We start from the raw sequence: 14656 nt of genomic DNA, 5'->3' as shown, positions 1-14656 counted from the left end.
ACAGGTTAAAACATAGGCGCGTAGTTTGATAAAGACAAAAGAGAGAGTCAACATGATATCGACTCCCTCTCCTTGACGTATTTAATTAGAATTAATCAAATAATGCCTGTTCAGAATCGACATAACCTTGACGTTCAATACGCTCGACATCATCTTCTTCTAAATAACTTCCCGAGCGTACTTCAATAATTTCAAGGGGTAATTTACCAGGGTTTTCAATAGCATGAGAAACACCTAACGGAATATATGTAGATTGATTCTCAGACAGCAAAAACTCCTCGTCTCCTTTAATGACTTTTGCGGTTCCCGAAGCCACGACCCAATGTTCAGCACGATGATAATGCTTCTGGATTGATGTTTTTCCACCAGGTTTTACGGTCACTTTCTTAACATTGAAACGTTGACCGTCAGCAATCAGGTCTGCAGCTCCCCAAGGACTATAGGTTTCGCGGTGAATAAGACACTCGGTACGGCCTTGGTCTTTTAAAAGGTTAACAATGTTTTTTACATCTTGAACTTTGTCTTTGCTCGCCACTAACAATGCATCTTTGGTTTCGACGATAATTAAACCATCGACTCCAACAGCGGTAACCAGTTTATTATCCGAGTAAAGATAACTATTGCTCACGTTTTCAATTAGCACGTCACCACGAATCGCATTACCATGCTGGTCTTTTTCATTCACTTCCCAAAGAGAACTCCACGAACCAACATCGCTCCAGTTTGCATCCATAGGCACCACTACCGCTTTATCAGTGGGTTCCATAACCGCATAATCGATGGACTCATCTGGACAAAGTGAGAAAACATCTTTATCTAGTCGAATAAAATCAAGATCTGGGTAGGCGGTTTTATCGGCCTCTTGGCACGCAGCAAGAATATCAGGGCGGTGTTTTTCTAACTCTTCCAAAAATGCAGAAGCTTTGAAAAGGAACATTCCGCTATTCCAATAATAACCACCCTCAGACAGATAAGCTTTTGCCGTATCTAGGTCTGGCTTTTCGACGAATTGTGCCACTTCATAACTAGAAGCATCAAGGGCATTGCCTTGTTTGATATAGCCGTAACCCGTTTCAGGAGCAGTAGGCACAATTCCAAATGTCACTAATTTGCCTTGTTGCGCTTGAAGCTTTGCTTTGTTTACCGAGTCAGTAAAAGCTGCTTGGTTCTTAATTACGTGGTCAGCGGCCAAAACAAGAAGTAACGGATCATCGCCATTTTTAACTGCATTTAGTGCGGCAATCGCGACAGCTGGCGCCGTATTTCGACCAACCGGCTCCAATACAATCCCACTGTGAGACAAAGATGATGAACGAAGTTGCTCCGCAACGATAAAGCGATGCTCATCATTACAAATAATGAAAGGCGCCAAATGATCAATATCGTCAAGACGTTCGATAGTGTTTTGCAACATAGTGCTATCACTGGTCAGCGATAAAAATTGTTTAGGGTAATGTGTTCGAGATAGAGGCCATAAACGACTGCCAGAGCCGCCTGCCATTATTACGGGTAAAATCATAAGTCACCAATTTTATTATAAAATAATTCTAATATGCCAATTTAACGCTGTCACTAAAGCTTGCACCCTGCTCATCTTTGGAAGAAAGCAGAGGCTCATCACCGTCCACCAACGGCCATTCTATTCCAAGGGTGACATCATTCCAAACAATAGATTGCTCAGCCTTCGGGTTATAATAATCGGTACATTTATAAACAAATTCAGCTTCTGGACTCATAACATAAAAACCATGAGCAAACCCTTCTGGTACCCATAATTGGCGTTTATTTTGTGCAGAAAGAACAACGCCAACCCATTTCCCTAATGTGGGTGATCCTTCACGAATATCCACAGCGACATCATAAACTTCACCGCTGACAACCCGAACCAACTTACCCTGAGTATTTTCAGTTTGATAGTGCAAACCACGTAAAATACCTTGGTTGGATTTAGAGTGATTGTCTTGAACAAACTTAGTTGACTTGCCGGTGACAAGCTCTTCAAATTTCTGCTGGCTCCAAGTCTCCATAAAAAAACCACGTTCATCGCCAAAAACAGCAGGTTCTATAATTTTCACATCTGGAATGCTTGTCTGTATTACTTTCATTATGAATCCTATTTGGAATATGCTTCGATATTATTCAGCGCATCTCGCCAGTTACTGGCAGGAATGGAAAAGGTTTGTGTAATTTTTGTGTTATCAAACATTGAGTTAGCAGGTCGCTTGGTAAACGTTGGATACTCATCAGATGTTAAGCTGATAACTTCCGGTATTTTATCTATCAGATCAAACTCAAAAGCTTTAATAAAAATTTCCTGAGCAAATTCACTCCAACTCAAATTCGGCGCTCCTGAGAAATGGTAAATACCAAAGTCTGAAAACGACTGGCCTTGGTTATAAATGGTATCAGCAATCTTAATCAAAGCCGCCGCAACATCGCCGGCGTACGTTGGCCCGCCAAATTGATCGCCAACAATACCAATACTCTCTTCTGATCTCGCCAGTCGAATCATTGTCTTAACAAAGTTGCTGCCTCGCTCCCCGAATACCCAAGCAGTGCGCAATATAATGTGCTTATCACAAGCTTCGCTTACCGCTTGTTCTCCAGCAAACTTACTCCGTCCGTACACACCTTGAGGTGCAGGTACATCGCACTCTTTATACGGCCCATTTTTATCCCCAGCAAATACGTAATCACTAGAGATATGAAGAAGCGTTGCATCATGTTGTTGAGCAGCTTGCGCCAGATAACGCGGTCCCTCGCAATTGACGGCATAACAATGCGGCTTTTCTAACTCAGCGATATCGACACCGGTGTGAGCAGCTGCATTAATAATGATATCGGGAACGAAAGAGGAGACCTTAGAAAACACGGCTTCTTTATCGGTAATATCGAGTGCTTCTCGACCTGTCGCCAGTAATTCGATGTCATCACGTATGCGAAGTTGGTCTGTTAAACATCTGCCGACTTGACCATCACATCCAATTACCATTACCTTCATTAAGCGTTAGCCTTCCTGCTTTCTTCAATCAAACGAACAAGGTACAAACCGTATTCATTCTTAATCATTGGCTGTGCTAATTCAAGCACTTGCTCATCAGTCAGCCACCCATTACGCCATGCAATTTCTTCCAAACACGCAACTTTAAGACCTTGGACATCCTGGATGGTTTCAACAAATGATGCTGCTCTATTGAGACTTTCATGAGTCCCAGTATCCAACCACGCAAAACCACGACCTAATAGCTGAACATTTAAACTGCCGTCATGCAGATATAGCTCATTGAGATCAGTAATTTCTAGCTCACCTCGTGGTGATGGCTTAATCTGTTTGGCAAAATCCACGACACGATTATCGTAAAAATATAGCCCTGTTACCGCAAATTCCGATTTTGGATTCGTCGGTTTTTCTTCTATCGATAAAGCTTTCATATTCTCGTCAAACTCAAGAACACCAAAGCGCTGTGGATCTTTTACTTGATAACCAAATACCGTAGCACCACCTTCGCGAGCAGCGGCATCTTTTAAGGTTTGACTAAAGAATTGACCATAGAAAATATTATCCCCTAATACCAAACAGACTGAATCGTCACCGATAAACTCTTCACCAATAATAAAAGCTTGAGCTAACCCATCAGGACTAGGTTGCACCGCATACTCGATATTTACACCGAACATACTCCCATCACCGAGTAAGCGACGAAATCCTTCATTATCTTCAGGGGTTGTGATAATTAAAATATCTTTAATACCTGCCAACATCAATGTTGATATTGGGTAAAAAATCATAGGCTTATCATAAATAGACAGTAACTGCTTAGATACACCACGAGTTAACGGATATAAGCGAGTTCCGGAACCACCGGCCAATACAATACCTTTCATTGTTACGCTCCTAATCGTTCACGTGAATATGAACCGTCTAACACTCTTGTCCACCATTCTTGATTTGATAAATACCATTCCACCGTTTTACGAATACCACTCTCGAAGGTTTCTTCTGGTGTCCATCCTAATTCAGTTCCAATTTTCGATGCGTCAATTGCATAACGTACATCGTGCCCTGGGCGATCGGTTACGTAGGTAATAAGGTCTTGGTAATGTGCAACACCTTCTGGTTTGGCAGGAACGAGTTCTTCCAACAGAGAACAGATCGTTTTAACAACGTCGATATTAGCTTTCTCGTTGTGACCACCAATGTTATAGGTTTCGCCAACGACACCTTCGGTTACCACTTTATAAAGCGCTCGAGCATGATCTTCAACAAACAGCCAATCACGGATTTGCATACCATCGCCATAAACCGGTAACGTCTTACCTTCCACAGCATTGAGAATAATTAATGGAATAAGTTTTTCTGGAAAATGAAATGGACCGTAGTTATTCGAACAATTGGTAATCATTGTTGGCAATCCATACGTTCGTTGCCATGCTCGAACCAAATGGTCACTCGATGCTTTCGAAGCCGAATAAGGGCTTGAAGGTGCGTAAGATGTAGTCTCGGTGAAAAGATCGTCGGTTCCCTCAAGATCACCATAGACTTCGTCAGTCGAGATATGGTGGAAACGAAAAGCCGCCTTTTTATCCGCCTCGAGAGAGTTCCAGTATGATCTTGCTGCTTCAAGTAAGCAATAAGTACCAACAATATTGGTTTCGACAAAGTCCGCAGGACCATCAATCGAGCGATCAACATGACTTTCAGCAGCTAAGTGCATCACCGCATCTGGTTGATGTTGTTGAAATACGCGATCCAACTCAGCTCGATCACAGATATCCACCTGTTCAAAATGGTAACGTGAACTGGATTCAATTTCAGATAAGGACTCTAAATTCCCAGCATAAGTAAGCTTATCAAGATTTACAACGCTGTCTTGGGTCTCATTAATCACATGCCTTACAACGGCCGAACCAATAAACCCGGCACCACCAGTGACAAGTATTTTCATAGTATTTTCCATTCCTAGCCAATCTGGAAAAGGTAGTTCTAAATGTTCAGTTTATCAATTTAATCAATCAACTTTATCCACGTAAAACCACATCAATCCAATTTTAGATAATAAGACACTCTTATTAATGGGTCGTTATTGGGTTAATTATAGCGTAAGAAAAAATCAGAAGAATAGGAAAACAACTTCGTATACCCTATTTCCTCGTAAGTTCTCTTATTTGAACACAAAAAAATATTCGAATGAAAGAAACACACCATTCTGGTCGATGTTCGATACAACTCATCATCACAGTATCAATGTAAAATCGACGCCACTCTTTAACAAAGAACTTAACAAAGAATCTAACCAAAAATGACCCTCAAAAGAGGGCCATATAATCCTATTAAAACGCAATCATATTAAAGCTAACCACTTCAATGTCGTTCCATTTAAATACGGCTTACGATACATTCAACGAATCTTTTTCTGTAGGCACTTCATACTTTTCAGTCTCGACTCTTTCAATGCCTGTTACAGAGTTTGGCTCATCAATCGTAGCTGGTTCAACGATGCCATGATATTTTTTGTATTCATCTTCAACAAATTTACCGACATTTTGTCTAAATATTTCCGAGGAAAATCCTTCAGCATGTTTACGTATGACCAAAGGATCGAAAGACAATGTTTCAAATTTTTCCACAGCCTGTATTAACGATTGCTCGTCTTGCTTATGAAAATAAACACCGGTTTCACCGTCAACGACAGTATCTAAACTTCCGCCGATACCGTACGCAATAACCGGCGTTCCACACGCCTGAGCTTCTAGTGGAACAATGCCGAAATCTTCTTCTGCAGCAAACACAAAAGCACGTGCTTTTTGCATTTTCTCAATTAAAACAGAATACGGTTGATATCCCATTAACTCAACGTTATCACTTGCATAGGATTTTATTTTGTCAAAGTCCGGCCCAGTACCAATAACCACAAGTTTCTTATCAGGCATTTTAGAAAAAGCCTGAACGATCAAACATATTTTTTTATAAGGAACCATTCTTGATGCCGTTACGTAAAAGTCCTCCTTCGTCTCTTGCAAGGCGAAAGATGAGACATCGACTGGTGGGAAGATCACTTCCGAATCACGCTTATAAAATTTATTAATACGCTTTTTAATAAAGTTGCTGTTGGCAATAAATTGATCTACTGATGCTGCACTTCGGTGATCCCAAATACGAATTTTATGCAGAAGATACCTCACCAACATCGACTTTAGACCCGATTTCATATTGGATTCTTTTAAATACTGAGTTTGCATATCCCATGCATAACGTATTGGAGAATGGCAATAACTAATATGAAGCTGATTTGGACTGGTAATCACGCCCTTTGCCACTGCATAGCTGCTACTTATAACGACGTCAAAACCAGAAAAGTCAAACTGCTCAATCGCAATCGGCATTAACGGTAAGTAGTTTCTATATAACTTCTTTGCAAATGGCAGTTTTTGAATAAAACTGGTTTTAACCGTTTTCCCTGCCAAATAAAAATCACGATCTTTTTGTTCAAGAAAATCCAACAGTGAAAAAACTTCACAATCAGGATATAGCTCGATTAACTGTTGTAGCACAAGCTCTGCGCCACCTGTCTGTGTTAACCAATCGTGGACAATTGCTACTTTCATAAATAGACACCTGATATTGTTTTTTGTACATGAAAGACTTCATTTCGCTTTGCCGTCACAACTGATGCAGCAATCTGTGGTAATGCTTGTTCCTTTACTTTAATGCGTAGTTCCATAACTTTTTAAGACTCTTATTTCTTATAAGCAACCCTTCACTTCTGATGTGAAATTGGCCTATATATCTTCATTAATTCATATTACTTCAAGCGAAATGTGACACATACTTCATACTGTTCAGTCAAAAATCTCGGCATATTAACGTGCATAACCAAGACGACTTTCGATTTGCAACCCACTTAAAAAATGTAGTTCCAAACATCCACTTTATCAATTAAATAGATGTGTTTTATCCGCCCGATGGCAGGCCAACTCTAAATTTCTATACAATCTATTGATATTTAAGCACAGAAAGGAACGAACAAAATGTAAGTAGTCGGGCAATGATATCAAGAGAAACAATATCAATGTTAGTAATCGCAAATAAAATTACGAAACTATCACAGGGGCATAAAAAAGCCCTCGCGATGAGGGCATAAAGATAGCATTAACTTATTGGAGAGAACAAGCCTACTTAACCATTCTGTAACAAATTTAAGTCTGCTGCGCTCTCTTTAGATGTTCGGCAACACGCTGCAGTAAACAGAGCATCAGTAGAACTATTCAGTGCGGTTTCAGCTGAGTCTTGAACCACACCAATAATGAACCCAACCGCAACAACTTGCATTGCAATATCATTTGAAATACCAAATAAACTACACGCTAATGGAATCAATAATAGTGACCCACCTGCAACGCCAGACGCGCCACATGCGGATACCGCCGCCACAACACTGAGCAATAACGCTGTTGCGAAGTCAATTTGAATACCTAACGTGTGTACTGCTGCAAGTGTTAATACGGTAATCGTAATCGCAGCGCCACCCATGTTGATCGTCGCACCAAGAGGAATTGATACAGAGTAGGTATCTTCATCCAACTCCAATTTACGACAAAGCTCCATATTTACAGGAATATTAGCGGCTGAACTACGCGTGAAAAATGCAGTGATGCCACTTTCACGTAAACAACGCAAAGTCAGTGGGTATGGGTTCTGACGCGTTTTGTAGAATACAATTAATGGATTAACCACTAATGCAATAAACAACATCGCACCAAGTAACACAGCTAACAGTTGGGCATAGCCTAGTAATGCATCAAATCCGGTTGCTGCAATCGTCTGAGAAACCAAGCCAAAGATCCCGATAGGTGCAAAACGTATCACCATTTTTACAATTTTAGACACACCGTCAGCAAGATCAGTCAACATCAGTCTTGTACTATCACCCGCAGCACGAAGTACGACACCAAGCCCAACAGCCCATGCAAGGATAGCGATATAGTTCGCATTGATAAGAGCGCTTACAGGGTTCTCAACCACTTTAAATAGAAGAGTGTTCAATACTTCAGCAATACCTTGTGGTGGTGCGAGTGACGCCTGGTTTGTCACGAGAACAAGTTCCGTCGGTAAAACAAAACTAAAAGTAACCGCTGTTAGGGCCGCAGCGAATGTACCAATAAGGTAAAGTATAATAATGGGACGCAACTGAGTTTCACTTCCCTTCTGATGGCTTGCAATCGATGCGGCAACCAACACAAACACAAGGATAGGAGCAACCGACTTCAACGCACCAACAAATAGGCTACCAAAAAGACCAGCAACACTCGCACTGCTTGGTGATAATACCGCAAGCAACACTCCAGCTATTATCCCGATAAAAATTTGCACTACTAAACTCGCATTAATCAGTGCACCTAACGGGCCACCTTGCTTTGTATTATTCATCAATCTCATTCTCTATTTGGTTTTATATGCCGCAAAAATACACCAAACAAAGCACCCACAACTAGATCTTACGCAAACTATCAACACTTTTATCTATATAAATAGCAAATAAACAACATATATAACCAAAACTAAAAACAAAAGTTTAGAACAAAAAAAAGGCCAGCAAAATAACTGACCTTAGAAAACACGGCTGATAATAATTGATTCCTTATTGCTTATTGCTTATTGCTTATTGGTAATCATAGATCGTATTACCTTTATTTTGGGCATCACTAGCAGAGACCGCCTGAATATCTTGTTTCGTAAACAGAGCTTTAACGCCTCCAGCAATGCCATACACATGAAAGGGTAATAATGCCTTCATCATCCACTTTTTCATCAAGGTATTCGAAAAATTCTTATCGATAAAATATTGCAACGACCCATATTTCAAATCAGCTACGACTTTATTAAATCGATTCACCGTTCCCCAGCCATGCACATGAGTCACGGGATCACTGTTAATCACCCCAACTAAATAACCACGAGATTTCGCCATAATGCAAAGGTCTTCGTCTTCACCGTATAGAAAAATATTCTCATCGAATAAGCCATATTTTTCAATGTAACTCTGGCTAACAATCATCGCTGCACCGCTGATCCAGCCCACAGTTTCAACACTATAGTCATTGACCACCGCTTGGTGATTATCTAAATATGAACGGCAAATCTCAGAATAGGAAAACAGCCCCTTCACAAACCGCGACTTCGCTATTCCAGCTTTGACAACGTAATTCGCGCCAGCTAATAGCATCGCCCACTTCAGAGCACTAGAATGGCTAAATGATGAGGTTTGTGTGCTTTTATCGGGATATTGAAGTCGGGTGCCCATGATGGCGTAGCGCTCTTCATTTTCAACACAGCGATCGACCACTTTATCTAATGAAAAGTTATCCTCAATATACGCATCAACATTGAAAATAAAGTAAAAATCAGCCTTATGACTAAAACAACCAATGTTGTTCGCCTTGCCATAACCAAGGTTCTTACCATTGGCAATCACCTTAATTTTCTCGCCATATTGCGCTAATAATTCTAGCGTCTGATCCTTAGAACCATTATCAACGACGACAATATCAACCAGATGTTTACTCTGCACTCGGAGTAAAGAATCAATGCATTTTTCAATATGAGGGGCAGAGTTAAAGGTAACCAAAACAAAATTAACACGCTTCCCCTCAATGGGATGATCAAGTTTTAATTCTGCATTCATAAACTGCTACTCCATATTCCTACTCGAACTTTACGCTGAGTACCAAAGGACGTTGTTAAAATAAGGTCCGGATTTTTATAAATCAACCGATGACCTTTGTAAGCATAGAGTCAGGCTACAGTAAAACCTCTGACTTAAAAATAACAATTATAGCAGTTAATGAAAATGTCTTAGCATTTAGACGCGGTTTTCTGCTTCACTATTGTGAAACATCAGCTAGATGTTTCAGAACAGCGAGAGACAAGATAGAAGTGAGTGATAAATATAAAAAGGACAGTTTCGTTTGGGTCGATAAAACCCGAACAAAAACTGCCCTCACTTGTTACGCTAGACTGTGTTAGTGGCTGTGTTAGTAGGCTGTTTTACCAACAAAGCCTTTAAATACCGTTAAGAAGATGATTTTTATATCGAGCCACAAACTCCAGTTCTGAATATACACCAGATCAAATTCAACCCGTTTTTGCATCTTATCCAATGTTTCTGTTTCACCGCGTAAACCATTAATCTGAGCCCAACCGGTGATCCCAGGTTTTACATGGTGGCGCAGCATGTATTTGTTAATCAAGCTGCGGTACTCTTCATTGTGTGCCACTGCATGAGGACGCGGCCCAACAATCGACATTTGCCCGGTAATCACGTTAATGAACTGAGGTAATTCATCCAGTGATGTGCGACGAATAAAAGCCCCAAATTTGGTAATACGTGGGTCGCCCTTGGTTGCTTGCTTGACTACATCGCCATTGTCCATCACTTTCATTGAGCGAAACTTCCACACCAAAATCGGCTTGCCATCCAAGCCATAACGCTCTTGTTTAAAAATAATCGGCCCTGGTGACGACAGTTTTACGCCAAGTGCTACCGCACAAAGTACTGGGCTGATCATAACAGTAATGATAGAAGCAAACACCACATCTTCAATTCGCTTCACCATCGAGGTAAAACCATAAAATGGAGAATCGTAGACCGAGAGTGTCACCATATTACCGACATTCTTTAATCGCGATTGCATTAAGTCGAAGGTGAAAAAGTCAGGGACAACGTGAACGCGCGCATTGGCATCGGCGAACGCATTTAAAATCTGTTTGATACGCTTCGAAGCTTCCATTGGCAAAGCAATATACACCTCTTGTACCGCATGGCTTTTTGCTAACTCTAGGGCATCGTCAATACGGCCCCGAATCGGTGCTGGCAGACCAACTAAGCCAATTCGGTCTAAACCACGGTCGTCATAAAACCCGATTAAGGTTTCGGTTTGGCGGCCACGCAACTTAAGTTCATGTGCAAGTTGAATACCTGAATGCGTCGCTCCAATCACAATAACCTTACGCTTTCCCATTTCGGCAGGGAATAATAAACGGAGGATATAACCCACCCCTAAGCGCCAGGTAATTAATAATACAGGTGTTGCAGCAAACCAAGCCGCAACCACCACACGGAAGTAATTATCTAATACGTTAAAGACAACGCTAGCACCTAATGTGATAGTAATGCATATCGCCCAAGAAATAAGAATGGCGACAAATATGTCTCGTTGGGTAGAAAAGCGAAAGGTAAAGTAAACCCCTGCAACCTCAGCAATCAAATAAAAGAGAACCACAACAACCGCTAAGGTTAATTCGTAAATAGTTTCAAATTCACCGAGATAATAAATACACAATCCATAAAGAAGAGAAGTAATAATCGCAAGGTCAAAAAACTTAAAGGCTATGGCTGATTCTTCACCATGGTATTTAATACGACTTCCATGTTTCATAATTGTGGAATTTACCTATTTTTTATGGGTTTGGTTCGATTTTTAAGATTCAATTCAAAGCGTCTTCACGCAAGCGCCACTAGGTTACATTAACGCTCTAGGTGCTTCAATCCTAAACACTATTTACGCTATTGAAGATGTGGTTCAATATTCACGATCTTCAAACTTCCCGGTAAGATGCGTCACTTTTGAGCAATGCTTATCGATAAGTGCCTGTTCAATCACGTTATTATATTGGAAATATTCAGTCCATTAACATCGGATCTGGCAAATATAATACAAAATGATTTATCAAAAATTAGACGAACGAGCATTATTCACATCTAAAGCCATCAACACAATAGTAATATCATCGAAATCGACGTCATTATTTGCCCATCTTATGAATAAAACTAAAAATAACACTCGCTTTAATTGGCATATACCATGACTAAACGCAACGCTGAACATTACAAGGGAATGAACTCAGTATGTCATTTACAGGTTATGAAAGAGAAAGGAAAGCAGAAAAAGGTTAGAAAGTGTGAATGCGCTACAAAACCGACGCATCCCCGGCTTTGTAACTCAGTCACTAGATTTAGTCTCAAAATACCATTTAGTATGAAGGTGAACCTCGCTTGAAGAGAGCAAGTGTTGCACATCGAACCACTGATACGCTCCATGTTGCTGCTGCAGCGGTAAGTTTAGTTCTTCGCGATTGACCTTTAAAATATACGCAATCGCCACATAGTGAGTACCAAATTCTTCTCCAAACACATGGTCATCGTACAGATGTGTAAATGGGCCCAATAGCCTTGCTTGGTCAATAGTAAATGCCGTCCCCAACTCTTCTTGCGTCAAGCGTTGAAATGCACTTTCTAACGTCTCGTTCTTTTGAATTCGACCACCGGGCACAAACCAGTAATCTTTCGCTGGGCGGTTTAGTCGTTGTCCAAGCAGTGCTTGCCCATTTTGGTCAAGTACGACGAGATCAATCGACACCAAGGGGGTACTTTCTATTACGGTTGAAAATGTGGGTTGGTCTAGGTACATGTTTACCTTATGCTTCTAAATTCATCTTCAAAGTTCCCTATGTTTTTCAGATCGGGAACCTTAATATCATATTGAAGTTGTATACTCTCATCGACCATTAGCTGACCGTCAAAAACTTCAATAAAATTATCTTCCGGCAATACTATATCTCTTGGGTTTAGATATTCGCCTTCCCTCTGAAAAACAATATTGTCGTGTACATCGACAATATTCAAATCAAGGCCATCTTTTAAATCTAACCAATTATCACTCGTTGAAAGATTATTAAATATACGATTATTTTTGGCGATTGCGGGGTCATCACCATACAAATCTAGGAGTTCTGGGTATTTAACGCTATATGGTGGCTTGTCATAGTTCATCGCATCCATCCGATCAAAAAGAATTTTATTCGTACCATCAAAAAAGTACTTCCCCCAACCAATTCCACGAGAGTCAACCTGTATAGATGGATTTGAATCAATAAAAAAATTATCCCTTACAATATTATCTCTTCCACCACCAACCTTTATTCCGCGTCCAGCCTTAAAAAACACATTCCCATAAATATTTGTAGCACTGCTCCAATCATCCAAATAAATAGCATTAACGCCAAACACTCCACTAGCCGTCAATTCATGAAAATAGTTATGGCGAATGACATTCCCTCGCTGCGTCCAGTCACGCCCCATATAAAACGCCCCGACATCCCCAGTCTCTTTTGCAACACGGTAAATATCATTATATTCAACAATATGCTCATTACCAGATAAAACTATCCCCGCGTGCGGTGCATCATGTATTGCGTTGTGAGCAATTCGATTACCAACACCTTTAACTTTTATCGCTGGTTGATAGGTTCGAATCCACGAGCTGTAATTATAGATATGGTTGTTAACCGCAAAGTTATGAGCAGGAGTTAGAGAGCTTCGATCACCGCCAAATAAATTAATCGCACTCGACGACACATCGTATATATCACAAGAAGTTATACCGTTATGATCACCACCATTAATTTTAATAGCCGTTTCACCTATATTACGAATCGTGCATCCTGCAATATGATTATCCGAACCACCATTTATCACAACAGCTGAACCACGAGAAAACTCAAATGTAAGACCAGTGATGGAAATATTATGCGTATTATTTAAGACAAACAAAGGTTTTGATAACAAAGAAATATAAGATCGGCTTTGTGATATCACGTGCGGAGGCCAAAAATATAGCATCCCAGTTTTACGGTCCAGATACCACTCACTCGCATGATCCAGCTCTTCTAGAATATTCAGAGCATAGTAACGCTGCCCTTCACACAACCCGTAGAGCGAATGAGGTGAAGCTATATGGATCTCGCGGTTCTCTTTATCGATGGATTTGACTTGTAAGAATTCATCGTACCAATCCCAACACCAATATCCATGGAGAACGATATTGTTGGTATTACTCCAGTTAAGTGGCCTTTCTTCTGAAAAACTAAAGCGACCGAAATGCTTCCCACTTTTTGAATTATTTAAGTTACCTTTATGAATTAAAGTCCCTGTTTGCGGTACCCCTGCAATCATTGTCCAACCTTCATTTGGCCAACGTGCTAGTTGCATTCGTTTATCATTAAAAAACAACTCAAAACCAGGGCTACCTCTTGAAGTTACCTTTCCATAATCCGTAACTCCGAGAGATTTTAAATCGAGTTGAAGTACATTCGCTTTTGCTGCTTTAGATAGTTTATTTAAAACCGCCTTATCTGAAATAGCATTAAACCCACTAACTTCAACACCACCAATAATTTGTACGTTTTCGTTGTTGTAATTACGCCATAGAATAGGAGCGTTTTTAGTTCCAGAGTCTTTTATTCCCAAAACAAATGGTTTTGTACGAACATAAATCCCTTGACGTATGTAAACGGTGATCGTAGCAGAACTGTTATTCTTTTTTAAACGTCGGACAATATCTCGAGCTTTCTCTAATGTCCTTACGGGCCCATCAGTTACTGAAGTATTTGGATTAGCAAATTGCCCTGACCACTTGTCGTTACCATTCGGCGAGACGTAGATTTCAACCGATTGTGGGTTTGCCATTGACATCGGAGAGAAAAAAAAGAATGTAATCAGCAACAGACCAACGAAAAAGAGGTGCTTTATAGTCATAAGACATCCATGTTTAACAGAATAGTGGTAGCAAAAAAGTGAGTCTATGAGTATCGCATGAT

The 14656-nt window shown here is 40.4% G+C and carries 11 protein-coding genes; all 11 read right to left on the bottom strand.

The features are described from left to right. Positions 1-91: 91 nt before the first annotated feature. The 11 genes from ACXJY6_RS14750 to ACXJY6_RS14700 all read right to left on the bottom strand — a co-directional run bounded on the left by ACXJY6_RS14750 (position 92) and on the right by ACXJY6_RS14700 (position 14594). Positions 92-1519: a mannose-1-phosphate guanylyltransferase/mannose-6-phosphate isomerase gene (locus ACXJY6_RS14750; protein ID WP_458768789.1), complete on the bottom strand. Its 1428-nt coding sequence runs from the start codon at positions 1517-1519 to the stop codon at positions 92-94. Between the two features lie 28 nt (positions 1520-1547). Further along, positions 1548-2105, bottom strand: a complete 558-nt coding sequence (gene rfbC / locus ACXJY6_RS14745; protein ID WP_458768788.1) for a dTDP-4-dehydrorhamnose 3,5-epimerase — start codon at positions 2103-2105, stop codon at positions 1548-1550. Between the two features lie 8 nt (positions 2106-2113). Then, positions 2114-3001 (bottom strand): dTDP-4-dehydrorhamnose reductase, encoded by an 888-nt coding sequence (gene rfbD, locus ACXJY6_RS14740; protein WP_458768787.1) that lies wholly within the window; start codon positions 2999-3001, stop codon positions 2114-2116. Next, positions 3001-3885, bottom strand: coding sequence for a glucose-1-phosphate thymidylyltransferase RfbA (gene rfbA / locus ACXJY6_RS14735; protein WP_456052037.1), 885 nt, complete (start codon positions 3883-3885; stop codon positions 3001-3003). Before rfbA ends, rfbD begins: the two co-directional genes overlap by 1 nt. Before the next feature lie 2 nt (positions 3886-3887). Next, entirely contained in the window at positions 3888-4946 is a 1059-nt protein-coding gene (gene rfbB / locus ACXJY6_RS14730) for a dTDP-glucose 4,6-dehydratase (protein WP_458768786.1), read from the bottom strand. Between the two features lie 442 nt (positions 4947-5388). Beyond that, on the bottom strand, positions 5389-6606 hold the full coding sequence (locus ACXJY6_RS14725; protein WP_458768785.1) for a glycosyltransferase family 4 protein: 1218 nt from the start codon (positions 6604-6606) through the stop codon (positions 5389-5391). Positions 6607-7177: 571 nt separating this feature from the next. Beyond that, on the bottom strand, positions 7178-8428 hold the full coding sequence (gene sstT, locus ACXJY6_RS14720) for a serine/threonine transporter SstT (protein ID WP_458768784.1): 1251 nt from the start codon (positions 8426-8428) through the stop codon (positions 7178-7180). A 232-nt stretch (positions 8429-8660) separates the two neighbouring features. After that, a complete protein-coding gene (locus ACXJY6_RS14715) occupies positions 8661-9683 on the bottom strand; it encodes a glycosyltransferase family 2 protein (RefSeq protein ID WP_458768783.1) in 1023 nt (340 codons plus the stop codon). Between the two features lie 349 nt (positions 9684-10032). Further along, entirely contained in the window at positions 10033-11436 is a 1404-nt protein-coding gene (locus tag ACXJY6_RS14710) for an undecaprenyl-phosphate glucose phosphotransferase (RefSeq protein WP_458768782.1), read from the bottom strand. A 564-nt stretch (positions 11437-12000) separates the two neighbouring features. Continuing rightward, the gene (locus ACXJY6_RS14705; RefSeq protein ID WP_458768781.1) at positions 12001-12468 is read right to left on the bottom strand and encodes a GDP-mannose mannosyl hydrolase; all 468 of its coding nucleotides are present in this window, start codon (positions 12466-12468) and stop codon (positions 12001-12003) included. A gap of 2 nt (positions 12469-12470) precedes the next feature. Beyond that, positions 12471-14594, bottom strand: a complete 2124-nt coding sequence (locus tag ACXJY6_RS14700) for a right-handed parallel beta-helix repeat-containing protein (protein WP_458768780.1) — start codon at positions 14592-14594, stop codon at positions 12471-12473. Positions 14595-14656 lie beyond the last annotated feature (62 nt).

Source organism: Vibrio phycocola (genome assembly GCF_054404255.1).
This window is presented reverse-complemented; position numbering and strand designations above follow the sequence as displayed.

Coding starts and splice junctions, on each gene's coding strand:
- ACXJY6_RS14725 (WP_458768785.1), bottom strand. CDS start 6,606: ATGAAAGTAGCAATTGTCCACGATTGGTTAACACAGACAGGTGGCGCA.
- ACXJY6_RS14750 (WP_458768789.1), bottom strand. CDS start 1,519: ATGATTTTACCCGTAATAATGGCAGGCGGCTCTGGCAGTCGTTTATGG.
- ACXJY6_RS14700 (WP_458768780.1), bottom strand. CDS start 14,594: ATGACTATAAAGCACCTCTTTTTCGTTGGTCTGTTGCTGATTACATTC.
- rfbC (WP_458768788.1), bottom strand. CDS start 2,105: ATGAAAGTAATACAGACAAGCATTCCAGATGTGAAAATTATAGAACCT.
- rfbD (WP_458768787.1), bottom strand. CDS start 3,001: ATGAAGGTAATGGTAATTGGATGTGATGGTCAAGTCGGCAGATGTTTA.
- ACXJY6_RS14715 (WP_458768783.1), bottom strand. CDS start 9,683: ATGAATGCAGAATTAAAACTTGATCATCCCATTGAGGGGAAGCGTGTT.
- rfbA (WP_456052037.1), bottom strand. CDS start 3,885: ATGAAAGGTATTGTATTGGCCGGTGGTTCCGGAACTCGCTTATATCCG.
- ACXJY6_RS14705 (WP_458768781.1), bottom strand. CDS start 12,468: ATGTACCTAGACCAACCCACATTTTCAACCGTAATAGAAAGTACCCCC.
- sstT (WP_458768784.1), bottom strand. CDS start 8,428: ATGAATAATACAAAGCAAGGTGGCCCGTTAGGTGCACTGATTAATGCG.
- ACXJY6_RS14710 (WP_458768782.1), bottom strand. CDS start 11,436: ATGAAACATGGAAGTCGTATTAAATACCATGGTGAAGAATCAGCCATA.
- rfbB (WP_458768786.1), bottom strand. CDS start 4,946: ATGAAAATACTTGTCACTGGTGGTGCCGGGTTTATTGGTTCGGCCGTT.